Raw genomic sequence first — 25519 nt, forward strand, 5'->3', positions numbered from 1 at the left:
TATAATCATTATAGATATCAATGGAATTTAAAAAAGATGACTCCTGTTGGATACAGAAATCATCTTCTTGATGTTGCCTAACTTTTTTCAAAATGTCCTTTACAAAGGGTACAGATTAAAAAGTACAGCTACCTTTTTTTACAAAATCATTCGTATACAAGAGCAACCTTAGCGTAAACTTGCGCTTAATGGTACTTGAGAATAAACTGTGAAATTGTCACTATAAGTACCATGTTTAGAAAATGTGGAAGAAATAGAACTGTTCCAACTCGTGTAGATAGATCCAGATGTATCTGCTCTTAGATGTACGTTTGAAAAGCTAGCTTGGCTAAAAGAATTACGTCCAGTATCTTCAACGCCCTGAACCATTTTTACTGGTTCGTATTGAGAAAATGAGCCATATACAGGCTGATTTGTATATCTAGGGATTCCATTTACATACATAGTAACCGTACCATTGCCGTTATTAATTATTTTAAGGTTTACTCGATCACCATCTTTAATTGATGTATCATATTGTGTTTTCCAATACTTATTGTTTTGACCTGATTCATTATATCCTGAATTAAGAAATACTTTATATCCACTTGGTGTTTTTGAAATACCACCTTCAACTTTAGATGCTCCAATACCTAAATACCAATTCACATATCCATCCTTAACAACAACTGATTTTGGTAGGTTTATATCAGCTGCAATTCCAGTATAATTACTATTTGTAACACTTTTTACAGCACCTTCTGTAGCTGCAAAACTTGTAGTTGAAAACATTGATAGAGAAATTAGAAGTGAACCGACTAGATACATCATTTTTTTCTTACTTTTCCTTAATACTTGATTCATTTTTAAATCCCCTTTATTTTTAATTATTAAATTGTATTAAAAGTTGGCCAACTAACTAAGACTTACAAACCAAAGATACATTAGGTTTAATTAAATGTATATATTTTCCTGTCATAAGTCATTGAAATGTCAAATAAATTAGATGTTTCATATTTATCAATATAGGGAGAGTTGACAGCATGAAGTGTTATGTCTATTTAAAATTATGAAGGTTTTGTTAAAAATAAGATTAAAGCTTATAAATTTGTTGGGTATAATGTGTATTACGATTTATTTAGGAGAGATAAATATGAATGGAATACCAGGGGTTTTTCAAAAGATATATTTGAAATTCTGAGAAATAAAATAAAAACAAATGAAATAAATGAATTGCTTGTGTTAAGGAATTTATTGGAATAGTTAGTAGGTAAAGGGGAATATATGATTTAAAAGGCGTGGAATTCTCATATAAAAAGAAGAAAGGTGGGCAGTTATGGAAAAGACAAGATCAAAGTTAAATAATGCAACTATTGAAGGGGGTATAGAGACATTAAAAGATGAAAATGAATGTTTACGTATGGAAATCGATTATTTAAAAAAGTTAAAGGCCTTACTTCAAAAAGAGAAGAAATTACAGAATAAGACTAAGTGGAAGTTTTAGTCTATCATTCTACGTACAATTATAGTAACGTGAATAGTCTGAAACAAATTTGTTTCGGACTAAGGGTTCAATATTCTATCCAGTGTATTCAACATTTTTATAACCGAGAAAAATGTATTACATTAATTAATAGATACTTCTACAGAGACACTAGGAATTGTTGGTGCTGGTGTATCTCCACCATTAGAAGAAGATTGTTGAGGTGCATGTAAACTATTCGTGCTATATGCTAATGCACTTATTACTACCATTTTTTTCATTAATAATAAGAATATAATGAATATTTAAAGTTTCCTTATTCTGTTGATATAGTCAATTTGTTTTAAAACAGACCGTCTGTAATAGGCGGTCTGTTGTTTGTTATGGTTGGCGACTGCTATTCTTTTACTCATCTCATCTCATATTATATTTAGTTTAAGAATTGAGAATAGAAGAATAGGATTAGAAAAATTAATGTTTTGCCAAATAATTTATTAAATATACTTAAAGGGATAAACAGTTCTCCTATTGTAAGGCTGTTGAGTTTATTCTTCTTTGGTCTTTTTATCAATTCTTTAAATGTTTGAAAGTTTATTTTATTAACGAAAGACCAATTTGGCATAGCTTTTGTATCTGAATCTATTTTGAAAATGATATGAATACTATGTGTATGAAAGTTACCTATACTTAAAATAAGCATAAATCCTAAAATAATGAACCAAGTCATTTTTTAGCAACTCCTTTCAGTATTTAATATTAAGATATTAATAACGTTAAGGAAGTGTGCTATTGTCCATGAAAAATATTGAGAAATTGTTGAGGAAACGTTGAGACTGTTGCAATGCAATCGATCGTAGGATAGTTAACTATGCTTGTCCTGTTATATTTGTTAAAAAAGGAAAGAGAACAGTTGCGTAGACTGTTCTCTTAAGGAGCGGAAGTGCTGAACATAAGTGCTGAACATTTTTCAATGACAATGATTCAAGCCTTCCAATTATAGTGTGTACAAATAATTACAATTCATACAAAGAGGCAGGTGTAAATTATTCATACATTAAAATTACTTTATTATAGATTGAGTGTATTACAAAGTACAAAGAGCACTTTTCAAAAGTGCTCTTTGTAAGGCGTACATTAAGGACTTGAAAGAGGCATCATTGTCAATTCGAAAGGAGATATCTATATACAACATATGAAGATGATTTGAAAGGGTGACGATAAAAACAAAAAGACCAGTAAGGGTGTACCGATTGCTCAGATTCAAGAAATTGGAGAGGGGGATTTATATTGTTAGGGAATTTTTTGAATGCTATTCCATTATGATAAACTATGCAGATGAATAATAAGAGTGAAGTTGTAAATTTATCATCTATAGTGTAATCTTCACCATTTGAAATAGGAACTCTTAAAATGTTATCCTGAGAAACTAGATGCGATCAATCATGTTGATAATCAAGTGCTTCGTCCTTTGTAGAACCTGGGGAGGCATATGCCGCTGTAATTCTTCAGTAAACGTAAGCATTTAAGGATTCATAAAGAAATGCTATCCCTTCCTATAATTCTACAGAAAGGATAACGTTTTTTGCTTTATGGGTCGTATAAAACTTTAGCTTGATAGCGCTGTGATAATGCCCCGTTTAAACAAATTTCCCTTTTCCATACTGATAATGCCCCTTTTTTAGAGTCATCCTATCAGCATGTCGAAGATTAGGAGATTACTTGCAAGAGTCTTGGAATTATTGCAACCGTGCTGTGTTATAATTCTAAAGTACTGACATTTCATGTAGGACTTATAGATGTCGGTTTGACATATGAAATGTAAAATCAATCCGTCATTTTGAAGGTTCAGGCTACCAATATTTAAACTATTATTCGAACTAAAAGAAGTACAAGGAGGAAGGTATATCTATTAAGATAATGTGATATACCAAATTAGAAATGAACATTAAATTTAATAAAAAAGTAGTAGCATTCACGGCAGGATTAACGGTATTATCTTCACCATTGGTATCGTTTGCAGAGGAACAACAATCAGTAAACAATAAGCAACCTACAAAAGTTCAGGAACAAAGTAAAACAACATCAGATGAACAAGCTTTAAAAAGTATTGAAGCTAGTTTTGAAGGGGTAGATGGACGTGGTGGAGGTACTGTCGACAAGAAAAAAACAGACAGTCTTCAACGTTCAGAAGGTATTCATGAAGAAACAGGTACATTAACTGTTCCTAACAATTCAAACAGAACAAAACGTAGTCTATCTCCCATATCACCTAGCACCTCTAGTACAATAAACGGTGTTCCATTCACTGAATGGATTGTTCCAGCAGGTAACGATAATATTCGTCCTCAAAACTACATGAGTCCAAAGTATATTACAATTCATGAGACTGATAATACAAGTGTAGGAGCAGGTGCTAGAAACCACGCTCAATACCTATATAACCAAGCAGTAGGGAACACAGACCGAGCTGCATCGTGGCATTTTACAGTAGACGATAAAGAGATTTATCAACATCTACCATTAAACGAGAACGGATGGCACGCAGGAGACGGTGATGGTCCAGGTAATAGAGAATCTATTGCAATTGAAATCGCAGTTAACAGTGACGGAAACTACAGTAAAGCGGTAGATAACGCTAAGAAACTTGTAGCTTATTTAATGAAAGAAACTGGTGTACCGTTAAATAACATTGTAAAACACCAAAAATGGAGCGGTAAAATCTGCCCTGCTAACATGATTAATAATGGGCAATGGGATGTATTCGTAAATAGCGTTGAGGGGTATTATAATGATCTTTATCAACCAAAAGATGACATTACAGGAGGTTGGTATGAAGAAGCTATTCGAGAGTTAAATAGAAGGGGTATTATGATAGGGGAAGGAAACGGAGTTTTCGCACCCAATAGAGCGATAACAAGAGCCGAATTTGCTCAATTAATCTCTAACTCTCTAAACCTGCCAGCTGGAGATGCTTCATTTAAAGACCTAAACGATGCAAATTCAACTTTACGAGATGGTATTAAACGTACTGCAAGTGCAGGTATCATTCAAGGTAGAGGAGATGGTTATTTTGACCCAAACACACCTATTACAAGAGAAGAATCAGCAATTATTGTAAACAAGGCTTTACAGTATAAAGGTATATGGGGACCAGTTGTAAACCTACCATTCTCAGACAAAGACCAAATTAGCTATAAAGAAGATGTACAAAGATTGTATGGCTTAGGTATTGTCAAAGGTAAGGGTGAAAATCAATACGACCCTAAAGGAACAACAACTCGTGGTGAAACAGCAACATTCATTCTAAATATGCTACAAGTAATTGAAAATGGTAGTGTTGAAAAGGTAGTTGGAACAGCTCAAATTAATGGTATTGGGGTAAATGTTCGAAGTGGGTCAGGTACAAACTATTCTATTGTTAGAAAGACAAGTAAAGGCGAAAAAGTTACAGTATATGAAGAAAAGAATGGTTGGCTAAGAATTGGAACAGGTCAGTGGATTTATTATGACTCTAGTTATATCGACTATAACAGATTATAAAAAACTAAATACTTAAAAGAACAGGTCATATTTGGATATATAACTTACTCTCAGGTTGTGAAGAAGACTTTCTCCACAACCTGTTTTTGTGCCTGGCCCCTCTATTACCTATCAATACTGATGAAAAGAGGAGAAGGAGAGATTCATTATGGTGCTGGAATTGGGAAATCATCGTAATTAGCGTGTATGCAATTAAAGGCTAATGTTTTTGTGATAATTAAGTGGAGGTCACTATACGTACCTATTCAGCTCATATTTTGAAATAACTTAAAACGAAAAAATGAACTGTATTGTTACAAGTTAGCACAAAATTTCGTTCTGAGGGTACTATAAAACCTTCGCTTGATAGTAAAGAGATAACATTAACTTTGTTGTCCAGAATTGATTGTGCTAGATGTGGGTAGATTCGAAATTTATAGGCTTTATTAATCATCACTTGATTCATCTTCATTTTGGTATGTGTCTTCTTGGTTAAAATCATAAAAAATGCAAAAAGAACTTGTAGGCATCACTACAAGTTCTTTTTTAGATAATATAAAAAGGTGAAACAAACTATCTCATTACTCGTAACAGGGAAACTATCTTACTTAAGGCTTGGTTTCATTATATAACAAATATCAACATGTAGCATTTTAATGCGTGAAAATTATGTGAATTCGCAAATGAAATTTCATCTCTATTCCTTAAAAATTCCACTTATTCGTTTTTTAACTCCTTTAACTCAACGTTGAATAGATTAACAATATTTGCTAAAATAATATTATTAAAATGTAATATACAGTAATTTGTATGATGGAAATTAAAAAATTTACATATCATTAATTGAACGCTTAGCCGCTGATTACTGGAGTAAGGTAAATAACGAATTACATTTAATATACAATTCGTTCTGTAGCATAAGATACGTAATTAAGACATTTGATAGAAATAGAGTGCGAATAATGAGAAAGATGCTGACTTGTGGGTTACACTAATCAACTTGAAATGTTATGGGGGTGTATAAGTACTACAGCCAAAAAGTGATCTGCAATGAATATCGAAGAGGCTTACGCAAAGTTATATGAGAGTCTATGTGCGAAGGGAAAGGATAACGTTTATAGGAGGAAGCATAAGGGGGCAATTTAATATATGTAACGGGGGAATAATATTATGAAATTTAATACGAAATTATTAAAGAAATTACTTTTATTAAGTGCAACGTCTGTATCAATTTTCAGTGCCTGCTCTGTAAAGGAAGATGGGGGTTACGATCCTTATAAGAAACAAGACTCTATAGAAGTCGCAAAGGTCGAAGAGGAAAAGTCTAATCCACCTAAGGTTGAAGAGAAGAAGTCCAATCCGCCTAAGGTCAAAGAGGGTACAGAAGAACCTAAGAAGAAAAAAAAGGTACAACAAGTGGAGGAATCTAAGAATAAAGATGAGGAAACCAATGACAAATATCCGCATTATAAAGATGTACATGAAGACGGATCAACAGTATCACTAGAACAGTATAATCGAATCAAGGTTGGAATGTCTGCGGACAAAGTCATAGAGATAGCAGGAAAGCCTGGATCCAGTGAGACAACGAAATTGTTCTCTATCTACATATATTTAGGTCACGGTGGACACGGTTCGATGACTATAAAGTTTGATTCTAATAGAAATGTAACGAACAAAGAACAAGATGGTCTTAGCAATACTGCAGTTAAAGATGAGAAGGCTAGCAAAGAACATGAAGACCCTAATCCTGAATCTGTTAAGAAATCTAGTGCTATTATTCCAAACGATTTTTGCGGACATGGACATGACGAAACGAAGGAGCTAGCGCACGACTGTGAAAAAATTACTGATAAAAAGGCATATAGAAGATATCAACTACAACAAAAGAGAGAAGAGCGAAAAAGACAAATTAGGGGCGAAGAACAGGAATTAATTGATTACGATCAGGGGGATGAAGCTTACAAGGAGCAGCATCGTATATACGAAGAAATACAACGTAGAACAGAAGAAAGGGAATCGATTGACTACGATTACGATCAAGTTAGAGCTGTCAACAAAGAAAGGCAGCGTATGTACGAAGAAATACAAGAGTGAGATGAAGAAAAAGAGAGTAAAGTGGAAACTAAAAAAGCTAAATGGTACGAGGAGTACATTTTATAGGTAGAAATTTAAATTATTGAAAAACCAAAATATAGAAGGGAAAATAAAAGACGCTAGTTGGCGTCTTTTATTTATCGTTATTAATGAAAATTCACTGAGGATTTCTATTAATATTACAATATCTGGTTTTGGGATTAACTTATTAGAAAATGCTATTGATTTTATAACATTTGATAAATAACTAAAGATAATAAAAAAAATTCTTGATACCAAAATCTAAATTGTATAATATATGGGTATATTGTTATTTGTTGAATTCCGTTTATTCCCACGCCTTATGTGTTGTGGTTGAGTTGCAGAAGCAAGTGGTGTTCTTGTTTCAATTGTGAAAGGGCTTCTTTGAGCCGATTAGTGCATATATAGCTTATTTTGTTATGCACATTTTTAATCGACTTGAAGAAGCCCTTTTTATGTTGTTTTCAAGTTGCAGGTGGGGTTATTTATGATTCATAACATAAAAAACAAAATAAAATAATGTTTGAATAGTATTAGTTGAACTAAAAGAGTAATCTAAAGAGCCGGATGATATATTGATTGATATAGATAAGTTATTAGAGAGTACGAATGAAGAACTACGATGTAAATTATGTGATGGTAGTTTATACAGGGGAAAAGGAAGAACTAAGTGATATGAATACTTGGATCTTCCTTTTTTATTGCAATTAGAAATCTGGTAAGAAAAATTATGCGTATAGACAATAGTTTAGTGACAGAACTTTATTCAAAATTAACAAGTAGAAGGAAAATGAAAAAATAGATTCAAAGATGAATAGTTTGAGTACGGTTAATTTACAAAATAGAGAGTAAAAAACCATGTTTACAATGGTATTTATTGGTCTGTTTTGATATGTACCTCTGATAGTTTGTAATTCTAGAAAAAAGAAAGAAAAAAATGCATGAATATATAGAAAATTTGAAGGGAATCTGCTTAATTTCTATACATTAGTTGAATGGAATGATAGATAACTAGGGCGTATATAAAATCTATTTCCTAGTTGTATTTTCTTAGTTGAACTACTCACCACTTAACGTCCTAACGGACTGTTTAAAGTGGGAGATTCCTGCGAACACCGATGTATCCACCAGTTATCTTAGCAGGCTCTACCCGCAGTCCCTACGGTGAGAACATAAGTATCTTGTACGCTGACTCACCACACTACCTACTTTAGCTTGGTTTTCGCAATTTTGAGAAGCGTGGGGAGATAGAACGTTGAAGGTTTTACGGTTGCAACGTTTTTCTGCAACCAACCTCATATCTTCAGTTTTCGAAGAGCAATCTTTACAAGTAAATGATAGCAAATATGTTGGCTTATACCAACCGACATTCATCTCCCACCTAAAATTGGTGTTTCACACCTTCACATTTTTGAGGAAGGGGTCTTCTGTCGGAAAACGATAAATAGCATGAAATACAGTATGTTCTCACTCATTTGTTTAAGGATAAAATAGCTTTTTATTTTTATACAAATGAGTGAAACAGAACGATTCACCATATAAGAATATTCGACTATAATGAAAAATTTTACGTCATTGTAATATTAAGATATTTTAAGATTAAAGTGATTATTAGTCATAAAATATGAGTTTCGAGACCTCAGCAAATATTGCAATGCTTTATATACATGAGATTGTAAAACATTATTTTATTAAAATTACTGGAGGCTGATGAAATATGATAATAGATCATATAAGCAACAATGTAGTAAAAAAATTGGAACAGACGGTGCGCTATGAAAAGAAACAGGTACAGGTATTACGTGTAAGTAAAAGTAGTTCTAACATGCACGCTTACATGATTTTCCCAGAATTCTCAGAGGTTAAAATTTTTAATACTGATTTAGATGAATATATAGAAAATTTATCAATAAGTCTGAAATATGTCATTGATCGCAAGTTAAGTCTACAAGAAATTGAAAAACAAAATCATTCTTTCATTATGACATGCGCAGTCGAGGAAGATGGTGTTATAGATGATGAAACTATTCATTTTAATACGACATATGTTAAGCCACCAACACTTGCGAGCAAAGTATTTAAGCTAGTTTGTGGTTTAGGAAATCGTTTGAATAGCTTAAAAGAGTTACATATAACAGTATTAAATAATAATATTAATCGAATTGAAATTGAGTTTTACAATGAAAATGAAACATATGTAGCAGTAGAAAAAGAAGAAATTGCAAATGCGATTATGGGAGCATATACAAAAGCGAATATTTATTATTCAGCAGATCTGCGTTACGTTGCGGAAGGAAATGAAATCAAATTAAAGAGCGTTAAGCCTAAATTAGCGGGTGATGTGTTGTGAAGCGAGAAAAAAGGATGATTGGGGTTTTATGTACATTTGTTTTTATGATTGTAGTACTGATACCTTTACATACAGCTCATGCATCTGTAAAAGTGGATTTTAATGAATTAAAAGGAAATGATGTTTCGTCATCTTTTAAAGAAGGATTAAATAATCGAGAAAAAGCGACAGGAAAAGACGATTCATTTGGGTCATCAATCATACAAAAAATTGAGGGTATGTATGCACCAGCTTTTAAAGTAGGAGTAAATATTTTTTCTATCTCTTTCATATTAGGTGTTATCGTTATGGTTATGGCGTTAATTACAAAGAATGGTCAATGGATGAAGTGGGCAACTGGGAGTATGATTTTCTCTTTCGTTAGCATGATGGCGATGAGATTAAGTGTATACTTCTTATTTAGTTCGGATGTATTTTCGTTTATGAACATTTTTACGGATTTTTTAAACCTGTTTAAATCAACAGCACTTATTTTCACACCCTTTATGTTAATTGCAGGTATTCGTTTAAGAAAAATTCATGAGAGTACGAAACAGCCGGAGTATTACCGTTGGTCCAATCGAGTCATAACGGGATCTTGTTTACTGTGTATGTTAGCCGTACTCGCTCCATGGCTATTTGCGAATATGTAAAGAAGTATATATAGATGCAAAAGGTACTGAATGTTCATTCAGTACCTTTTAACTACCCATCTCATTTTTTCTTTCGTATTCTGCAAATATTTCCTCTGGTATAGGAAGGGAATATGCTACTTAGGCACACTGTTATATATATAATTTTGTTCATCTTTGGTTTAAACAGTAAGAGTTTCATGCTCCTCATTATTGAGGATAATTCATTCGATTTTTATTTGTTTTTTTGCAAATAAATTCTATTATTTAATAGAGATTATGTATCGGTAATCTTTCGATATACAGACAACTACGCTTTGACAGCTAGAAAATGATTGCCATTTGTAGAATGAACAGAACTTATAGTAGAGCTGGTATGCCTGCAAAACAGACGAGAAAGATAGAAACTAAAATAATATTTAAATTAGAAAACTATTCCTCGTATTTAAAAATAACTTAATTTATTTTGAAAGGAGTGTTTGTTTTGAAAAGAAATCGAGAATATACCGCTTTACGTAATTCTATCTTGATAGGTTGGCTCCTCACAATTATTGTTATGGGCTTATCTATCTATTTTTCTTCTATTGTATATTTACTAATTGGTTGTTTCATTTTGTCATTGAAATATGGATTAATGGGCACTATAAAGAATGTAGAAAAGCGTTTGCCAACCTGGGCTAATTTTGGAGTGATTGAAAAGCCAGTGAATCGGAGGGTGACAAGACCGTTTCAATTTCGGGGCGGACTCCTTGTTTCATTAGCATTAGGATTCATAGAGATGGTGATAAAAGGTTTATGTATCTCATATTATATTTTAGGATTAGAAACCCATGTATATCGTTTAATGCATAGAAACACAAGAATGTGAAAAGGGGACTTATAATATGAAAGTATTAATATTTGAATTAATTCTAATTGTGCTTCTAATACCGATAAACATTAGGGTAAAAAAACATGCTCCAAAATGGAAAGGGAAAGCTGGAGAAAAGATGGTAAAACGTATATTAAGAAAATTAGATCATGAAAGGTATTGGGTGTTACATGATGTGACGGTTCATACAGAGTATGGTGATACAACTCAAATTGACCATATTGTTATCGCAGAAACAGGTATATTTGTTATAGAGACGAAGAACTACGAGGGCTGGATCTATGGAAGTGAAAAGGCAGCAAGATGGACACAAGGTATTTTTAGAAAGAAACACTCTTTTCAAAATCCATTTAGACAAAACTATAAGCACATGAAAACAATTGAATGGGTGATGGAACAACAGCTGCCGTGTATTTCTATTGCAGCGTTTCATCCAAAATGCAGCCTAAAAAGAGTAAATGTTCATTCTAAAGATAAACATGTCCTATATTATAACGATCTAAAAAAATGTATCGAATCCTATATTGATGTGAAATTAACAAAAGACGAGGTTGAGCATATTTACCAGACTATTTTGCAAGCAAATATTACTGATAAGGATACTGAAAATAAACATGTGAAGTATTTACAGAATAAGTTCGCTAAACAATAAGAAACGGAGAAAGGAACAATGTTATATATAATAGGATTTTTGGTAATCATCGTAGTAGTTATTCGTCTTAACGTGAAGTATTACCAGTTAAAAGGTAACCCAAAAGATTTTGTGATGAAAAAGAAGGATTAAGGATTTATTTTAGAAATAGAGGTAATAGAATACATATATTATTTTAGCCATCACCAAAGGTCATAAGAACCGTTTTAAGATTGATAAATACATTACTATATTTTATCAATAAATTTAAGTGATAAAATAATTAAAAATAAACAGGAGGTTTAGTTGTGAAAGAAGTGTTAGATGTAGAAACGTATTTAAAGAAAATGAAGAATCAGAAAATAAATTATGATAAAGTATTAAGAAAAATGATTAATGATTGGGAAGCAAGGAACGAAAGACCAAAAGTGTTACTTCATTCATGCTGTGCTCCTTGTAGTACTGCTTCATTGGAATTTCTTGCAGAACATGCAGAGATTACGATTTTTTTCTCGAATTCGAATATTCATCCGAAAAGTGAGTATATGCGACGCTCTAATGAACAAAAGATTTTTGTAGAAAAGTTCAATGATCGTACTGGGCACACAGTAGGATTTCTTGAGGATGACTACCGTTCAAATGTGTTTTTTAAAATGGTAAAAGAAGAAGGTTTGGCAGAAGAGCCAGAAGGTGGACTTCGTTGTTCAGCTTGTTTTGATATGAGATTGGATCGTTCAGCTGAGGTAGCACAAGAAAAAGGTTTTGATTACTTCGGGAGTGCTATTACTCTTTCTAAAAATAAAAATAGTCAATTAATAAATGAACTTGGAATCGGTGTGCAAAAAAATTATGATTCTCGTTATTTACCAAGTGATTTCAAGAAAAGTAATGGATATCAACGTTCAATTGAAATGTGTAATGAATATGATGTTTTCCGTCAGTGTTATTGTGGATGTTCATTTGCAGCAGAGAAACAAGGTATAGATTTACGAGCGGTGAACAAAGATGCAATACATTATTTGAAAGAAAATAATCTTAGTTTAAAAAAAGAGATTTAATGGAGAGAAATTCGATGTAAGAATAACCTATGATTTACAAACGAAACGCATTATGGTTCTAAATGATAAACGTAAAAAGCTAAAATAGTTCTGGAATAACTCCTTACTGGTTAAAGTTCTAGAGAAGAAAAAACCAATAAGGAGTGTTTTCTTAATCTCGCATTGCCCCTGCCTCTCGGGAAGTCATTGCTCCTTGTCCTGCTCTTACATCATTTTGAATTTCTTGTTTCACTTTTTGTGCATCTGTTTCAGAAAAATCTGGTTTCATAACAGAACCAGGACTTTTTATAGATTTTTTACGATCTTGCATACAAACCCTCCTCGATTTAACATTTAACAATCTTATTATTTACAAAAATACACTCGGTATACTCCGAGTAGTATAATGTTTATTGAAGAAAAAATTGATTACTATAAGGTGATAGAGGAACATAGGGAATAACAATCTTGCATTAACATCTCTCTCAAAAGTTTAGAGAAATATCTGCCGGAAAAACGCCCTTCTCTCTGTGGAAATATAAAGGAAGAATAGTGTTTTTTTATTTTGGATACAATAGTCTAATTATGCAAATAACCACTTGTTAAGGTTATTAGTAAAAGTGGGATCCAAGAATGACTAAATAGGGCATCTAATAGATGGATATGGAAAAATTTAATTTAATATAATAAAAAACCTTTATTTAAGGCAATTAGACTTGCTTTAAATAAAAGTTCCATCAAAAAATCACTATCAATTGTTAGTTTAAAACCAAATTGCAGTGTATATATTTTATTGGGAAATCGCTTTATAGACATCAAGCAAACCATTACCATAAAAACTTTTATTAGTAGGGGTATCATTGTTAACTCCATTTTTATAAAGATATCTCACGGCCTTATCTGGATTTTTTTAAAAATTATTTTTATCAATAATTAATGCTAAAGCACCTGACACTTTTGGAGCGGCAAGTGAAACCCCTATAGAGAGAGCGTAGCCACCACCAGGGGCGGTAGTTAATATTAGTTCTTTTAACATTAACTTATTTTTTACCCACTGTTCTAAACCATATTGCTGAAATAATCTATTATCTCCTCCAGGTGCAGCAATATCTATAAAACTTTCACCATAATTTGAAAATAAGGAGAGTAATTTAGATGGACCAACAGATGAAACTGTTACTATATTAGGCAACTCAGCAGGAACATCTAATACTTCTCCAGTAAATGTTACCCCAGTATTTTCATTTTTTTTCCTAAAAAAATCATTCATTTCCTGCTTGTTAGTAACATCAAGAGCATCATTACCAGCCGCAGCAACTATAATACTTCCCTTTGATTTAGCATATTTAATGGCTTTTTTATAAGCTTTAATTTCGGATAATTCCTCACTAGATTCACCGTCTGAAGAAGATACTATACCATTGATGAGGTATTCGCCTAAACTTAAATTGATAACATCAACATTATCTTTCGCAGCTTCAACTATGGCTTTAATAACCCAAATAGCCTCACCTGCTCCATTACCAAACACTCTATACATTTTAATTCCAATACCAGGAGCAACCCCTTTCATAAAACCATTAGCTGCAACCTGTCCAGCAGTAAAAGTTCCATGTCCTCTTAGATCTATTAGGCGATTTAATTCACCTGTTTCTTGAGATTCTTGCTCTCTAAACCCACCTTTAGGCACTAAATTTTTAGATCCAGGTGAAATGTTATCTTTTAAATCAGGATGATTTATATCAATGCCTGAATCAATGATACCAACAGTTACATTTTTAGTTCCTGGATATAGTCTATAGCTATCACCATTATGGGTTACTTGTTGCATATCCCATTGATTCTCCCATATTTCATTTAAGGGTAGGGGGGAAGAGACATTGGTTGCTACTTCTCTTGAATTAAACGATTGTAATGACTTATTATATGAATCTATATTAGGATCCGAATGAACAATATTCATTGCTTTTTCGGTAGCTTTCACTTGTATAACACCAATCTCTGGGACAATATAGACTACTTGCATATCATATTTTTGAAACTTACTAGCTAGTTTTTGGAGATTTTGATAATTCTTCAACATTATAGTGTAATATTGAGATTTATCTTCAGCATGAACTGTAGTAATAGGTATGAAAGTTCCGGAAATCAAGTTAATTAACAGAAGGAATTTAATTATTTTTTTCATAAAATCACCCCTTGATATATTATGTATAATCCTTAGTTTACTAAATCGTTAATGAAAAGAGATGTTAAGAGAATTAGTGATTTGAAAACTTTATTCACTTTGATATCAATAAAATGTATTTTAGGAATAAGTTCATTAGAGGAGAGAATTAAATAAAAGGGAATGAGTAATTAAATATATAAAGTATTTAATTACTCATTCCTATGATTTCAAATTTAAATTATAAATCTTTTTTTGCATATACTCTCAGAGATATTATCATTGATATAAAACCAATAATAATTGAGATGAAACAAGGCATCCATGTTAGGACAGTTGGTGAGAATGGAAAAATACTTTTGAAATCAATATCACTTGATTGTAGTCCCCTTATAAGAGTAGGAGCAACAAAAGGTATTAAAAAAGCAGTTAAAAGTGATATGATTTTGGTTTTGTCATAACCAAATTTAAACTGAACAGGAAGTAGTACACCAAATAAAATACTTAGAGTTAAAAAAGTTATTCCAAGAGCGCTAGCGCTCAGGCTTTCTATACCTGATGGTGCAACAACTGAAATGATTATACGGATAATAGCTGCACAAATAAAAATTACCAAAAGAAAAAGGTACTTCGCTTTTACAAATGCGCTTCGTGTGTATGGGGTAGCACAAAGTAAAGCCGCTCCCTTGTACTGATCCTCAAATTTGGATACCGTTCCGAACAAAATATATTCCATCAAAATAACGGTTAAAAGAAAGCTAACAAGACCGCCATCGTTTAATTGTAATTGTGAAGAAAGATAAATAGGAGCTATGGCAGCAAAAACGAGTAAGATTAGAAAATATTTTTTGACTAACAAAAAGTCTTTCATCACTAGGTTAATTAACATGGATGTTCCCCCCAATATATGAAAGCATAATCTCCTCAATAGTTGGTCTTTCTATTACTACATCAGGCATGAGTCGACGTACATCATCTTTTTTATTAGTAATCCCTTCAAATCCATAGTGAGTTTGATGTAAATTTAAAAAAAGAGGTCTTGTTTGTTTATTAATTAAGCGGTTGTCGCCCTTTACCAATGCATGTGTGTCTATTAAAAAATCTTTTTCATCATTTACTAAAACTTTTCCATCATCAATTAAAATAATCATATCAGCAATTTTATCTAAATCAGATGTAATATGAGTGGAAAAAAATACGCTTTTCCCCGGCTCTTTCATGAAATCAAGGAGAATATCCATTAATTCACTCCGTACTAATGGATCCAAGCCACTTGTTGGTTCATCCATTATTAATAGATCTGCATGATGGGATAGGGCTAATGCAACTGCAAATTTCATTCGCATTCCTTTGGATAGAGTAGAGATTTTTTGTTCTAGATTTAAGTTAAACTTTTTAATATAATTTTGGAAAACTGTTTCATCCCATTCAGTGTAGGATGGAGCAATAACATTTTTCATTTCCTTTACTGTTAATTCATCATAAAAATAGCCCTCGTCTAGCACAATACCAATTTTGTTTTTAGACTTTCTTTCATGCTTATCCATATCTTTTCCTAGAAAATTAATTTTTCCAGAATCTTTTAAAATAAGACCCAAAATCGCTTTAATTGTAGTGGTCTTTCCAGAACCATTTGTACCGATAAATCCTGTTATACAGTCTGTATTAAGTGAAAAGGTAACATCTTTTAACGAAAAATTTCCGTAAGATTTATTTAAATTATTTACTTCTAACACAACATTCATTTTTCATTCTCCTCCTCTAAAATTAAATCTAAAATTGAATGGAGATCACCTGCATGAATACCTATACTACGAGCCATTTGACAAACTTCAGTAAGTTTAACTTCTACCATCCGGCGTTTGGACTCCATTAACAACTCTAAATTTGTAGGAGCTACATAGGTCCCTTTTCCAACCTTTGTAATAATAAAGCCTTCTGTTTCTAATTCTGCATAAACTCTTTTTGTAGTAAGTACACTTACATGTAAGTCGTTAGCAAGTGAGCGGATTGATGGTAATTGTTCACCCTCTTTTAATTCATTGTTAAATATGGATTCCTTAATTTGCTCCTTTATCTGTTGATATAAAGGCAGACTTGATACATTACTTAAGACTATTTTCATTAAACAACCTCTCTATCGATAAGTGTTATGTTATGTAATGCACACCATACACACCATACACAGTTAATATTATAAATTATAAAAAGCAGTTTAACAAGATATACTGCGATTAAATCACTTGAAAGTTAACTTAAATAACTTTTCATAAATAAAATTTTTAGTATCAGTTAATAAAGATATTTGTTATTTTAAATAAACCAAAAAGAAAGTTTTGTAAATATATGTCACAAAATATTAAAGAAACACACACAAAATGTTTAAAATTTTTTGATTGTTTTTAGAAAACATAGGGAGTTATACTTTAGTCGCACCACACAATACAGAAAAGGGGGTAGGTCAAATGGAAACACCAGTAGTACAACCAAGGGACTGGACTTGTTGGAGTTGTTTAGTATGTGCAGCATGTTCTGTGGAATTATTAAATTTAGTTACTGCGGCAACAGGGGCTAGTACTGCAAGCTAATATCCTTTCAGAAGTTTTTTGGTTAAAAGCACTAAGAGAATGAGAACTTTTGGTCAAATTAGACTTTCTAGGAGAAAAATAAATAATCAAAAAGGAGATGTTCTAAATGGAAACACCAGTAGTACAACCAAGGGATTGGACTTGTTGGAGTTGCTTAGTATGTGCAGCATGTTCTGTGGAATTATTAAATTTAGTTACTGCGGCAACAGGGGCTAGTACTGCAAGCTAATATCCTTTTAGAAGTTTTTTGGTTAAAGGTACTAAGAGAATGAGAACTTTTGGTCAAATGAATTTTCTAGAAGAAAAATAAATAACCAAAAAGGAGATGTTCTAAATGGAAACACCAGTAGTACAACCAAGGGATTGGACTTGTTGGAGTTGCTTAGTATGTGCAGCATGTTCTGTAGAGTTATTAAATCTAGTTACTGCGGCAACCGGAGCTAGTACTGCAAGTTAAAATTTTAAAATGTGAGAGTGTTTATGGTGAAATTAAATTAGGACTTATTCTAATGACAAACAGTTATGTTAAGAATAAGTCCTATAAATTTATCGAAAACGAGTATGGGATTTTTGTAATACATAAACTAAAAACAAATTTAAATTTTATAGGAGATGATTAAAGTGAATGGCTACTTATTTTGGAAAGAAAAGCTAGAAATAAGAAAATTCACATCAAATTATGAATCTATGTTGGTAGTTCATAAAAACCCAAACGAAAGCGCTCCCACACTCAAAAACGAAAATACATTTACGATAAATAAAACCGCCACTGAAATTATTGAGTTAATTGATGGTACTAAAACATATGGACAAGTTGTATCTTTCTTGTCTTTAAAATACAGTGAAGATCCAATAAGTATTGAAAAGAAACTAAATGCATTTTTGAATAATGTATCCAAAGTTTACAATATGAACATTGGTACGCAAGAAGAACCTATAAATGTACCAGTTAATTTAATTGAAGAACAGACTATATATCCAAAAGTGGCTTCAATTGAAATTACAAACAGATGTAATGTAAGATGTCGTCATTGCTATGGAGATTTTGGAGCAGTAAAGCCAAAAGTAATGAGCTTAGATCAAATAAAATCCTTATTAGATGACTTAAATAATATAGGAGTGAAATTAATTGAACTTACGGGCGGTGATATAACAGTACATCCAAATCTAAAAGAGATATTGTTATATGCACTTAACTTGGATTTTTCTCAAATAACACTGTTGACCAATGGTATAGCTCTTTCTGATAAAGTTATGGACATAATAATAAAAAATAAGTCGAAAACATTTGTGCAAATTGATATGCATAGCTTAGATGATAATTATTTGACTTGGTTCTTTAAAGTTCCTAATACACTTCATAAAATTAAAAATAACATAATGAAATTAGCCGAAAATGATGTTCGTTTGCGGATCGCCACAATAGTTACACATTTGAATGTGCACGAGGTAGAAGATATAGCTGAATGGGTACATAATTTAGGGATTGATAGTATTGGGGTATCTCCAGTAATACCAATGGGAAGAGCCTTAGGATGTAGTGATCTTTATTTAAATGAAGAGGATGTTAAAACATATGGTGAAGCATTGTTGAAAATAAATAAAAAATATCCTAAATTTGTTTCATTATATGAAGGTGCGCGCGCTGAGATTAGGAATTGTGGTGCAATAACATCACATATTGTGATTGCACCTGATGGTGAAATTAAAATGTGTACTATGCATAGTTTAGATGATTTGAAAAACAGTATAGGTAATGTTTTTAAACAGAATATTAAAGATATTTATGATGAAAAATTCAAATACATTAATGCATTTTTTAACTTACAAGCACCTCAAATGGACTCTGAGGAATGTAAAGAGTGTGAAAATAAACGTTTTTGTAGTACATGCTTCTTAAGAAGCTTTATAAAAGTACAAGAAATTGGCGAAAAATGTAAATGGTTTAAAAATCATGTCCCTGAAATAATTAAGGAGCCATTAATGGTAGGGCAAAATTAGTATGATTGGATGAGATGAATATTGTTAAGTTTCTGAGGATAAACCAATATAATTCCATGGATAATGCGTCGGGATAAGGTCTCAAGATATCTATGGAATTATATCAACCTCATTATATTGATTCGTAAATTAATATAATAAATAGACAAAGGAGGAGAAAGAGGGTGAATAAGAAGATAAATAAACAAGATGAAATTCAAATTTCTTATAAAGAGTTATTATTTTTATATCCGTATTTGAAAAATACAAAAACTTTGTTAGCTTTTGGTTTAATTGGGATGGTTATAGCTTCTTTGATTATCGCACCGATACCATATATTATTGGCTACATTATTGATAAAGTTATACTATTAAACAAAAGCTACGATCAATTATTAAAAACAACTCTTATACTCTTATTAATTTATTGTATTAACTATTTAATATCGATAGGTTATGAGTATTTATTTACTCGTGTACAACAAAATGTAGTTAATGAAATTCGATTATCTATGATAAGTAATATTATAGATGCGCCTCTTTCTTATATTAATCAGAAGGAGAAAGGTTACATTCTTAGCAGAATTGCTGAATCTGGTAATGTAAGTGCATTATTTTCTCCAAATCTATTAAGGGTTTTTTCAGGCATATTCGATTTTTTCTTTGCTTTATTTATAATGTTTAATTTAAGTGTTAAACTTACAGGTATCATAGTAATTATTATCCCAATATATTTTATAATATCCAAACATTCTTCTAAAATGATATCAAAAAGTACCACAAACGTATACGAGTCATCGGCAGTATTAAACGCAGAAATGTATGAAACCTTAAATGGAATAGAGGATATAAAATTATTAAACGGTAAAAATATACAAACCAATAAGATTAAGAGTAAATTAAATAATGTAATTAAAAGTGCGCTAAAACAAAGTTTACATTTTATTTTCTTTATGCAAAATTTAATAGTAACAAATAACTTTGTTACAGTAATAGTATTACTGGTATCAGGTATTTTAATTTTACAAAACCAGCTTACTATAGGGGTGTATACTTCATTTTCAATTTATATGGCTAAACTCCTTGCGACTACTCAAGCTTTAGGCAGCTTAGATATAACTCTAAAACCCGTGTGTATTAGTATTAAGAGAATTAAGGAGTTCTTCAATTTAGATGTTGAAAATACACTAGGTACAAATATAATGAAAGAACCAATTAATTCAATAGAATTTAAAGATGTTTGTTTTAAATATAATGAAAATAGTGATTTGATATTTGATCATTTAAACGTGCAAATTGAAAAGGGTGACAAGTTATTAATTGATGGTATAAATGGATCAGGAAAATCTACCTTTATAAAATTATTAACAGGTTTATATCAACCTGAAAGTGGAAAGATATTGATAAATAATATTGACTATAACTTAATACATAAAGAAAGTGTTAGAGATAGAATAGGTATAGTTTCACAAAATATATTTTTGTTTAAAGGAACTATATTAGATAACATATTATATGGACAAACAAATAAAACGAAAGAAGATGTAGTTAAGTTAATGAAAAGATATCATTTAACATCACATCTCAACAGATTTGAGAATGGATTAGATACTATAATTGTACAAGATGGTTCCGGTGTTTCAGGAGGTCAAGCACAATTTATAGCCTTTTTAAGGGCTATCCTCACACAAAGGGATATAATAATATTAGATGAAGCAGCATCTAATTTACATATTGATACAAGAAATCTTATGTATGAGATACTTCAAAATTACAATCTTTGTAATATATTAATTATGATTTCACATCAGCAAGATGGCTTGTATTTTCTCAATAAAACATTAGAACTTACACATGGTAATAAAAGAATTGCTGTAAATGGTAGTATGCTTTAATCATCATGCTTTCATAGAAGGGAGCATCCTAATTATGTCAAAAATGAAACTTATTAATTTTGATACATATAGAAATTCAATAGTTTTATTTGAGAACACTGGCGAGATTATATCAGTGTCAGCTCATTTTCAATTTTTTGAAGGAAGTGAAAGCTATATTCAAGGTTTTATTGATAATGAAGAAGTTATTCACTTTAAATCTAATAATCCTGGTCCAACTATTTCTATATATCGATTTACGCCTAAGAATATTACCAAATTAATTATATCAAGTGAAAATAGAACACATGGAATGGTCACATTGTATACTTCAGAAATATAGCTAACATCTAAATTTTTTAATAGTTAATACGATGAAGTCTTGGATTAAGATCGCTTGTATAACATTATTTGTTTTTAAATAGCAGCTATATAATCAAAACAAAGGAATCCTTTATTATAAGGTATTCCTTTGTTTTGATTATAATATTAAATTTATTATAGGGCTTCTTTACCCATCGGCATTTAACTAAAGCGAAATTGTAAACCTAAAATAAAATAACTTTACCCTTTCCTATAATTCTACAGAAAGAAAAGTGTATTTTTAAAAAAATGTATGTGATGTCACGAATAATTAAAAAGTTATTCAATAAAAAAGCTAACTGCCGCATTTAAACATATTGAAAGTAACTAATTTAGTTATATATCAATCAACCACGTCCAGCTTGGAAAGATGGATATAGCGACATACCACCATCAGCAAATAGTGTAATACCTGTTACATAGCTCGCTTGTGAAGAAGCAAGCCATGCTGCTACCGCTGCAATTTCTTTCGGTTCTCCGATATATCCCATAGGAACCATACTTTCAACATCGGCACGTTTTTCTGGATCCGCAAATTTTTCAGCATTAATCGGCGTATTCATAGCACCAGGCCCAATATTATTTACACGGATTCCTTTTGGTGCATATTCTAGTGCTAATGTTTCTGTCATTAGCTTAACACCACCTTTACTTGCTGCATAGTGTACAAATAATGGCCATGGAATTTGCTCGTGAACGCTTGACATATTAATAACACTACCTTTAATATCATGCTCAACAAAATATTTAATTGCTTCCCGGCTCCCTAAGAAAGCCCCTGTTAAATTCGTAGCAATTACCTTATTCCAATCACTTAATGGCATTTCATGTGAAGGTACTGAATTTTCAATACCCGCATTATTAATCATGACATCCAGTGTACCAAATTCTTTCACAGCAGATTGAACGAGATTGATAACATCTGATTCAACTGTTACATCTCCTTTTATTGCAATCGCTTCTCCACCTGCTTGTTTAACTACTTGTACTACTTCATTTGCTTCTGATTCGTTTGAATAGTAATTAATTACAACTTTGGCTTGTTCTTCTCCAAAACGAATTGCCATCGCTCTTCCTAATCCTGTGGATGCACCTGTAATAACAACAACTTTCCCTTTTAAATCTGTATACATAATTTTTTCCTCCTTTTTATCCTTTAGCAATTCCTAACATAATGCCAGCTGCAATAATGAAGATAATTCCAATGACAATCGCAATAAATTGTCGTTTTGTTTTCTTTTCACCTAATATAAAAATTCCACCTAAAGTTGAGATCACAATCCCCATTTGGGAAAGGGAAAAACTTGTTGCCACCCCTACACGCGGCTGGGAAATAAATAAAAACATATTTCCTGCTGCCCAAATTAAACCAGGAATAATATTGCGAATCGCATATTTATTAAATGGTTGATTCTTAAAGGTTAGTAGAATTCCACCTAACACCATACCAATGGCTTGTGGTAATAACGCTGACCATCCGTCTATACCGAATAGGCGGATAATTACCACATATACTAAGTAACCAAGAGTTGAAATTAATAACATCACAATCCCTTTTTTGAAATTTCCTGTTTGTTCATCGTTTTTCTCCTCTTTGCTTTGGAGAGATGTGAGAACGATTCCGATTATGATACAAAGAAGTGCCAGAACACCTAATACAACAGATGTTGTTGTTGACCATTCATGAAATACAATGACCCCAAATAAAGTAGTCGAAACTAATTGCATCCCTGTTGAAATAGGCATTGTTTTAGAAACCCCAATTAAATCAATACTTTTCAATTGATTGGCTTGTCCTAATGCCCAAAATAGGCCAGATATAATCCCGATAATTATCACCACGGGCGTCAAAACGGGTTTTATAAAAATATAAACACCGATAGAAAAAACTAAAGCGCCAAGGGTAGTCCCAAGTATTTGACTGTAAGGACCACCTCCTAGTTTAACGTTGAAGAGTACAATACTTCCCCAAAATAAGGCTGGTAAAATCGCTAATAAAATATCCATTTTTCTAACCTTCCTAAAACATATTTATTAAGTTGAATGCTTGTACGAGACAGTATCTTTGTGTCAAGGGAATTATTTTAGAATAAGAGAAGTTTTTCGTTTTTCTACCCGTAATATTTGTTTACCCAAAATAAAAGAAAAATAACATTATGTTGAAAAAGAAAATAACTAGCACGAAATAAAAAAGGTTATTAGAAAAGAATATGACCAATACAATTTCAAGTTTTGAAAATAGGAATAATGGAGAAAAACTTGATGCAAAATTAAGCTATGTTATACAAAAACAACGCATTATGTTTATACATGAGAAAAAGAAATAATATCGTAAAATCTTAAATTTCATATATAAAATTAATAAGAAGTGTGATATGATGAAAGTAACAAAATACTTCTAAAACTATCTTGCAAAAGGACACACCTACGCATACATATGCGATAGGTGTGTCCTTTTTTATTTGTTTTTAAGATTTCAAGACTCAAAAGGGGGATGTATATTGTGTACCAGTAATATAGCATCTACTAATGTTTCTTTTGAAAAATTGAAAAGTCAGGAAGAGAATGAAAAAAACATAGTGTCAATATGTCCGAATTGTAAGAAACGCTCATTTAGAGCACTTTATAATAATTATCCAAAATGGATAGAGTTTTGCCTATGTTGTAATTATCGAGAAGTAAATACAATAGAGAGTCCGTTTGTTTATTAGATGTAGCTATTTACGTATTTTGATTAGGAGGAAGAAATTCCGATATGAAAATATGAATTAAGGCTATTTGTATAACATCATTTGTATTTCAAATGACAGCATGTAGTAATTCGACGCAAACAAAAAATGATTCGAGACCTGCCCAAGCAGTACAAAACGGAATACAACAGCACGTAGAAGGGAAAGGTGTTGTTGATATTCCAGAGGATTATAAGGGGAAATTAAAAGACTTAGAGACCGTTAAAGGGGAGGTATTACATATAAAAGACGGAGATACAATAGACGTAAACGTAAAGGGGCAGAAACAGACGGTAAGGTTACTGTTATTAGATATCTCTGAGTCTGTATCTCAAAAAATTCCACCACAAAAGATGGGAAAAGAAGCATCTTCCTTTTTAAAGAAACAGCTAGAAGGGAAAAGTGTAATATTTGTTTATGATCGGGGATCAAAAGAAGACAAATACCATAGGAAATTGGCTTATGTATTTTGCGATGGAATACACATCTACGAATTAATGGTCAAGTCGGGTTATGGGATTATAGCCTATATTTCTAGACCTAATACTACATTTCTATCTGAAATGAAAGAAGCAGAAAACGAAGCAAAAGAATCAAAGGTTGGCGTATGGAGCATTAAAGGCTTTGTAGATGAAAAGAACTGGCATTATAACCGTAATGATGCAGATTAACACCCTAACCCATTGCAATACAAATATTTGTGCAAAATGGAGGTTTTTTGAATGAATGAAAACAAAAGAAATATGCTCTTATCCTTTATGATTTCAATTTTATTTATTTTCGCGAGTCTATTGCCAGTTAGTAATAATGAATATGTGTATGTTATCTCAAAAATTGGTGCTGCAGCTGGTGTAATAAATATTGTGATGATGAGCGTTTTCTTGTATTTTCAAAGCAAAAAAACGGGACATTTATTAAATTAGTAATTAAAGCTAAATAGTTTTCCTTACTCATATTCTTTTAAGTTTGGTAAGGAAAACCGAAAAGGAGTGTGAAAGGTGAGTCAAGTACCTGGATTTTTAAAGTTTGTTTTAGCGAAAGAAAGACGGTATGTATATTTAGTTGTAGCAGAAAAGAAATACAAAAAAGTACATACACACATTAATCTGTACCCTTTGTAAAGGACATTTTGAAAAAAGTTAGGCAACATCAAGAAGATGATTTCTGTATCCAACAGGAGTCATCTTTTTTAAATTCCATTGATATCTATAATGATTAT

The 25519-nt window shown here is 31.7% G+C and carries 29 protein-coding genes and 1 pseudogene; 18 read left to right on the plus strand and 12 right to left on the minus strand.

Translation table 11 applies throughout. The features are described from left to right. Positions 1 to 81, plus strand: an 81-nt coding sequence (locus CGQ22_RS31755; protein ID WP_141106080.1) for an IS3 family transposase, incomplete at its 5' end; no start/stop codon positions are given. 87 nt (positions 82 to 168) lie between these two features. Here the strand turns inward: CGQ22_RS31755 and CGQ22_RS30085 are convergent. After that, positions 169 to 843, minus strand: coding sequence for a hypothetical protein (locus CGQ22_RS30085; RefSeq protein ID WP_089149730.1), 675 nt, complete (start codon positions 841 to 843; stop codon positions 169 to 171). Positions 844 to 1315: 472 nt separating this feature from the next. On the opposite strand from CGQ22_RS30085, the gene CGQ22_RS32235 reads away from it, so the two are divergent. Then, positions 1316 to 1483, plus strand: coding sequence for a hypothetical protein (locus CGQ22_RS32235; RefSeq protein WP_000416174.1), 168 nt, complete (start codon positions 1316 to 1318; stop codon positions 1481 to 1483). 122 nt (positions 1484 to 1605) lie between these two features. On the opposite strand, the gene CGQ22_RS30090 is transcribed toward CGQ22_RS32235, so the two are convergent. Together CGQ22_RS30090 and CGQ22_RS30095 are read right to left on the minus strand one after the other, a co-directional pair. Further along, positions 1606 to 1734, minus strand: coding sequence for a Phr family secreted Rap phosphatase inhibitor (locus tag CGQ22_RS30090; protein ID WP_089149749.1), 129 nt, complete (start codon positions 1732 to 1734; stop codon positions 1606 to 1608). 158 nt (positions 1735 to 1892) lie between these two features. Continuing rightward, entirely contained in the window at positions 1893 to 2189 is a 297-nt protein-coding gene (locus CGQ22_RS30095) for a hypothetical protein (protein ID WP_089149731.1), read from the minus strand. A gap of 1211 nt (positions 2190 to 3400) precedes the next feature. Here CGQ22_RS30095 and CGQ22_RS30100 point away from each other — a divergent pair. The 4 genes from CGQ22_RS30100 to CGQ22_RS31765 all read left to right on the plus strand — a co-directional run bounded on the left by CGQ22_RS30100 (position 3401) and on the right by CGQ22_RS31765 (position 10081). Next, positions 3401 to 5002 (plus strand): S-layer homology domain-containing protein, encoded by a 1602-nt coding sequence (locus CGQ22_RS30100; protein ID WP_089149732.1) that lies wholly within the window; start codon positions 3401 to 3403, stop codon positions 5000 to 5002. A gap of 1149 nt (positions 5003 to 6151) precedes the next feature. Next, positions 6152 to 7078 carry an outer membrane protein assembly factor BamE gene (locus CGQ22_RS30110; protein ID WP_089149734.1) on the plus strand — a complete coding sequence of 309 codons (927 nt, stop codon included), beginning with the start codon at positions 6152 to 6154 and terminating at the stop codon, positions 7076 to 7078. Positions 7079 to 8816: 1738 nt separating this feature from the next. Beyond that, positions 8817 to 9449 carry a hypothetical protein gene (locus tag CGQ22_RS30130; protein ID WP_089149736.1) on the plus strand — a complete coding sequence of 211 codons (633 nt, stop codon included), beginning with the start codon at positions 8817 to 8819 and terminating at the stop codon, positions 9447 to 9449. Continuing rightward, on the plus strand, positions 9446 to 10081 hold the full coding sequence (locus tag CGQ22_RS31765) for a hypothetical protein (RefSeq protein WP_139032850.1): 636 nt from the start codon (positions 9446 to 9448) through the stop codon (positions 10079 to 10081). Before CGQ22_RS30130 ends, CGQ22_RS31765 begins: the two co-directional genes overlap by 4 nt. A gap of 48 nt (positions 10082 to 10129) precedes the next feature. On the opposite strand, the pseudogene CGQ22_RS32830 reads toward CGQ22_RS31765, so the two are convergent. Beyond that, positions 10130 to 10492, minus strand: a pseudogene (locus tag CGQ22_RS32830) (hypothetical protein); the annotation flags it as partial. A 52-nt stretch (positions 10493 to 10544) separates the two neighbouring features. Between CGQ22_RS32830 and CGQ22_RS30140 the strand changes: the two are divergent. The 3 genes from CGQ22_RS30140 (at position 10545) to CGQ22_RS30150 (ending at position 12620) form a co-directional block, all read left to right on the plus strand. Next, positions 10545 to 10928, plus strand: a complete 384-nt coding sequence (locus tag CGQ22_RS30140) for a hypothetical protein (protein WP_089149737.1) — start codon at positions 10545 to 10547, stop codon at positions 10926 to 10928. A 16-nt stretch (positions 10929 to 10944) separates the two neighbouring features. Then, positions 10945 to 11583 (plus strand): nuclease-related domain-containing protein, encoded by a 639-nt coding sequence (locus tag CGQ22_RS30145; protein ID WP_089149738.1) that lies wholly within the window; start codon positions 10945 to 10947, stop codon positions 11581 to 11583. A 296-nt stretch (positions 11584 to 11879) separates the two neighbouring features. Then, a complete protein-coding gene (locus CGQ22_RS30150; RefSeq protein WP_431521032.1) occupies positions 11880 to 12620 on the plus strand; it encodes an epoxyqueuosine reductase QueH in 741 nt (246 codons plus the stop codon). A gap of 151 nt (positions 12621 to 12771) precedes the next feature. Here CGQ22_RS30150 and CGQ22_RS32240 read toward each other — a convergent pair whose 3' ends face one another. From CGQ22_RS32240 to CGQ22_RS30170, 5 genes are all read right to left on the minus strand, one after another. Next, positions 12772 to 12930 (minus strand): hypothetical protein, encoded by a 159-nt coding sequence (locus tag CGQ22_RS32240; RefSeq protein ID WP_001154001.1) that lies wholly within the window; start codon positions 12928 to 12930, stop codon positions 12772 to 12774. 579 nt (positions 12931 to 13509) lie between these two features. Beyond that, a complete protein-coding gene (locus CGQ22_RS30155; RefSeq protein ID WP_254704114.1) occupies positions 13510 to 14787 on the minus strand; it encodes a S8 family peptidase in 1278 nt (425 codons plus the stop codon). Positions 14788 to 15007: 220 nt separating this feature from the next. Further along, positions 15008 to 15655, minus strand: a complete 648-nt coding sequence (locus tag CGQ22_RS30160) for an ABC-2 transporter permease (protein ID WP_089149740.1) — start codon at positions 15653 to 15655, stop codon at positions 15008 to 15010. Further along, on the minus strand, positions 15645 to 16511 hold the full coding sequence (locus CGQ22_RS30165) for an ABC transporter ATP-binding protein (protein ID WP_089149741.1): 867 nt from the start codon (positions 16509 to 16511) through the stop codon (positions 15645 to 15647). The genes CGQ22_RS30160 and CGQ22_RS30165 overlap by 11 nt, the downstream gene beginning before the upstream one ends. After that, on the minus strand, positions 16508 to 16891 hold the full coding sequence (locus CGQ22_RS30170) for a GntR family transcriptional regulator (protein ID WP_089149742.1): 384 nt from the start codon (positions 16889 to 16891) through the stop codon (positions 16508 to 16510). Before CGQ22_RS30170 ends, CGQ22_RS30165 begins: the two co-directional genes overlap by 4 nt. Before the next feature lie 340 nt (positions 16892 to 17231). Here CGQ22_RS30170 and tucA (CGQ22_RS32645) point away from each other — a divergent pair, with 340 nt between their 5' ends. The 6 genes from tucA (CGQ22_RS32645) (at position 17232) to CGQ22_RS30185 (ending at position 21551) form a co-directional block, all read left to right on the plus strand. After that, positions 17232 to 17354, plus strand: coding sequence for a subclass IId bacteriocin thuricin17 (gene tucA, locus CGQ22_RS32645; protein ID WP_000449799.1), 123 nt, complete (start codon positions 17232 to 17234; stop codon positions 17352 to 17354). Between the two features lie 106 nt (positions 17355 to 17460). Beyond that, a complete protein-coding gene (gene tucA, locus CGQ22_RS32650; protein WP_000449799.1) occupies positions 17461 to 17583 on the plus strand; it encodes a subclass IId bacteriocin thuricin17 in 123 nt (40 codons plus the stop codon). A 105-nt stretch (positions 17584 to 17688) separates the two neighbouring features. Then, the gene (tucA, locus tag CGQ22_RS32655; RefSeq protein WP_000449799.1) at positions 17689 to 17811 is read left to right on the plus strand and encodes a subclass IId bacteriocin thuricin17; all 123 of its coding nucleotides are present in this window, start codon (positions 17689 to 17691) and stop codon (positions 17809 to 17811) included. A gap of 155 nt (positions 17812 to 17966) precedes the next feature. Continuing rightward, positions 17967 to 19355 carry a PqqD family peptide modification chaperone gene (locus tag CGQ22_RS30175; protein ID WP_089149743.1) on the plus strand — a complete coding sequence of 463 codons (1389 nt, stop codon included), beginning with the start codon at positions 17967 to 17969 and terminating at the stop codon, positions 19353 to 19355. A gap of 164 nt (positions 19356 to 19519) precedes the next feature. Continuing rightward, on the plus strand, positions 19520 to 21229 hold the full coding sequence (locus CGQ22_RS30180) for an ABC transporter ATP-binding protein (RefSeq protein ID WP_089149744.1): 1710 nt from the start codon (positions 19520 to 19522) through the stop codon (positions 21227 to 21229). A gap of 34 nt (positions 21230 to 21263) precedes the next feature. Then, on the plus strand, positions 21264 to 21551 hold the full coding sequence (locus CGQ22_RS30185; RefSeq protein ID WP_001988054.1) for a hypothetical protein: 288 nt from the start codon (positions 21264 to 21266) through the stop codon (positions 21549 to 21551). 367 nt (positions 21552 to 21918) lie between these two features. On the opposite strand, the gene gdh is transcribed toward CGQ22_RS30185, so the two are convergent. Beyond that, a complete protein-coding gene (gdh, locus tag CGQ22_RS30190) occupies positions 21919 to 22704 on the minus strand; it encodes a glucose 1-dehydrogenase (protein WP_000287795.1) in 786 nt (261 codons plus the stop codon). 16 nt (positions 22705 to 22720) lie between these two features. Continuing rightward, on the minus strand, positions 22721 to 23578 hold the full coding sequence (locus CGQ22_RS30195) for a RhaT/GlcU family sugar-proton symporter (protein WP_089149745.1): 858 nt from the start codon (positions 23576 to 23578) through the stop codon (positions 22721 to 22723). 796 nt (positions 23579 to 24374) lie between these two features. Between CGQ22_RS30195 and CGQ22_RS30210 the strand changes: the two genes are divergently transcribed. The 3 genes from CGQ22_RS30210 to CGQ22_RS32660 all read left to right on the plus strand — a co-directional run bounded on the left by CGQ22_RS30210 (position 24375) and on the right by CGQ22_RS32660 (position 25421). After that, positions 24375 to 24971, plus strand: coding sequence for a thermonuclease family protein (locus CGQ22_RS30210; RefSeq protein WP_089149747.1), 597 nt, complete (start codon positions 24375 to 24377; stop codon positions 24969 to 24971). A 51-nt stretch (positions 24972 to 25022) separates the two neighbouring features. After that, the gene (locus CGQ22_RS30215; RefSeq protein WP_089149748.1) at positions 25023 to 25223 is read left to right on the plus strand and encodes a hypothetical protein; all 201 of its coding nucleotides are present in this window, start codon (positions 25023 to 25025) and stop codon (positions 25221 to 25223) included. A 75-nt stretch (positions 25224 to 25298) separates the two neighbouring features. Continuing rightward, positions 25299 to 25421 (plus strand): hypothetical protein, encoded by a 123-nt coding sequence (locus tag CGQ22_RS32660; protein ID WP_254922580.1) that lies wholly within the window; start codon positions 25299 to 25301, stop codon positions 25419 to 25421. An 18-nt stretch (positions 25422 to 25439) separates the two neighbouring features. Here the strand turns inward: CGQ22_RS32660 and CGQ22_RS32840 are convergent. Next, positions 25440 to 25519, minus strand: an 80-nt coding sequence (locus CGQ22_RS32840; RefSeq protein WP_325835997.1) for an IS3 family transposase, incomplete at its 5' end; no start/stop codon positions are given.

Source organism: Bacillus sp. M13(2017) (genome assembly GCF_002218325.1).
GTDB classification, from domain to species: domain Bacteria; phylum Bacillota; class Bacilli; order Bacillales; family Bacillaceae_G; genus Bacillus_A; species Bacillus_A thuringiensis_K.

Excerpts from the sequence above, each read along its gene's own strand:
- CGQ22_RS30085 (WP_089149730.1), bottom strand. The coding sequence starts at position 843 with ATGAATCAAGTATTAAGGAAAAGTAAGAAAAAAATGATGTATCTAGTC.
- CGQ22_RS32235 (WP_000416174.1), top strand. The coding sequence starts at position 1,316 with ATGGAAAAGACAAGATCAAAGTTAAATAATGCAACTATTGAAGGGGGT.
- CGQ22_RS30090 (WP_089149749.1), bottom strand. The coding sequence starts at position 1,734 with ATGGTAGTAATAAGTGCATTAGCATATAGCACGAATAGTTTACATGCA.
- CGQ22_RS30095 (WP_089149731.1), bottom strand. The coding sequence starts at position 2,189 with ATGACTTGGTTCATTATTTTAGGATTTATGCTTATTTTAAGTATAGGT.
- CGQ22_RS30100 (WP_089149732.1), top strand. The coding sequence starts at position 3,401 with ATGAACATTAAATTTAATAAAAAAGTAGTAGCATTCACGGCAGGATTA.
- CGQ22_RS30110 (WP_089149734.1), top strand. The coding sequence starts at position 6,152 with ATGAAATTTAATACGAAATTATTAAAGAAATTACTTTTATTAAGTGCA.
- CGQ22_RS30130 (WP_089149736.1), top strand. The coding sequence starts at position 8,817 with ATGATAATAGATCATATAAGCAACAATGTAGTAAAAAAATTGGAACAG.
- CGQ22_RS30145 (WP_089149738.1), top strand. The coding sequence starts at position 10,945 with ATGAAAGTATTAATATTTGAATTAATTCTAATTGTGCTTCTAATACCG.
- CGQ22_RS32240 (WP_001154001.1), bottom strand. The coding sequence starts at position 12,930 with ATGCAAGATCGTAAAAAATCTATAAAAAGTCCTGGTTCTGTTATGAAA.
- CGQ22_RS30155 (WP_254704114.1), bottom strand. The coding sequence starts at position 14,787 with ATGAAAAAAATAATTAAATTCCTTCTGTTAATTAACTTGATTTCCGGA.
- CGQ22_RS30160 (WP_089149740.1), bottom strand. The coding sequence starts at position 15,655 with ATGTTAATTAACCTAGTGATGAAAGACTTTTTGTTAGTCAAAAAATAT.
- CGQ22_RS30165 (WP_089149741.1), bottom strand. The coding sequence starts at position 16,511 with ATGAATGTTGTGTTAGAAGTAAATAATTTAAATAAATCTTACGGAAAT.
- CGQ22_RS30170 (WP_089149742.1), bottom strand. The coding sequence starts at position 16,891 with ATGAAAATAGTCTTAAGTAATGTATCAAGTCTGCCTTTATATCAACAG.
- tucA (WP_000449799.1), top strand. The coding sequence starts at position 17,232 with ATGGAAACACCAGTAGTACAACCAAGGGACTGGACTTGTTGGAGTTGT.
- tucA (WP_000449799.1), top strand. The coding sequence starts at position 17,461 with ATGGAAACACCAGTAGTACAACCAAGGGATTGGACTTGTTGGAGTTGC.
- tucA (WP_000449799.1), top strand. The coding sequence starts at position 17,689 with ATGGAAACACCAGTAGTACAACCAAGGGATTGGACTTGTTGGAGTTGC.
- CGQ22_RS30175 (WP_089149743.1), top strand. The coding sequence starts at position 17,967 with ATGATTAAAGTGAATGGCTACTTATTTTGGAAAGAAAAGCTAGAAATA.
- CGQ22_RS30185 (WP_001988054.1), top strand. The coding sequence starts at position 21,264 with ATGTCAAAAATGAAACTTATTAATTTTGATACATATAGAAATTCAATA.
- gdh (WP_000287795.1), bottom strand. The coding sequence starts at position 22,704 with ATGTATACAGATTTAAAAGGGAAAGTTGTTGTTATTACAGGTGCATCC.
- CGQ22_RS30195 (WP_089149745.1), bottom strand. The coding sequence starts at position 23,578 with ATGGATATTTTATTAGCGATTTTACCAGCCTTATTTTGGGGAAGTATT.
- CGQ22_RS30210 (WP_089149747.1), top strand. The coding sequence starts at position 24,375 with ATGACAGCATGTAGTAATTCGACGCAAACAAAAAATGATTCGAGACCT.
- CGQ22_RS30215 (WP_089149748.1), top strand. The coding sequence starts at position 25,023 with ATGAATGAAAACAAAAGAAATATGCTCTTATCCTTTATGATTTCAATT.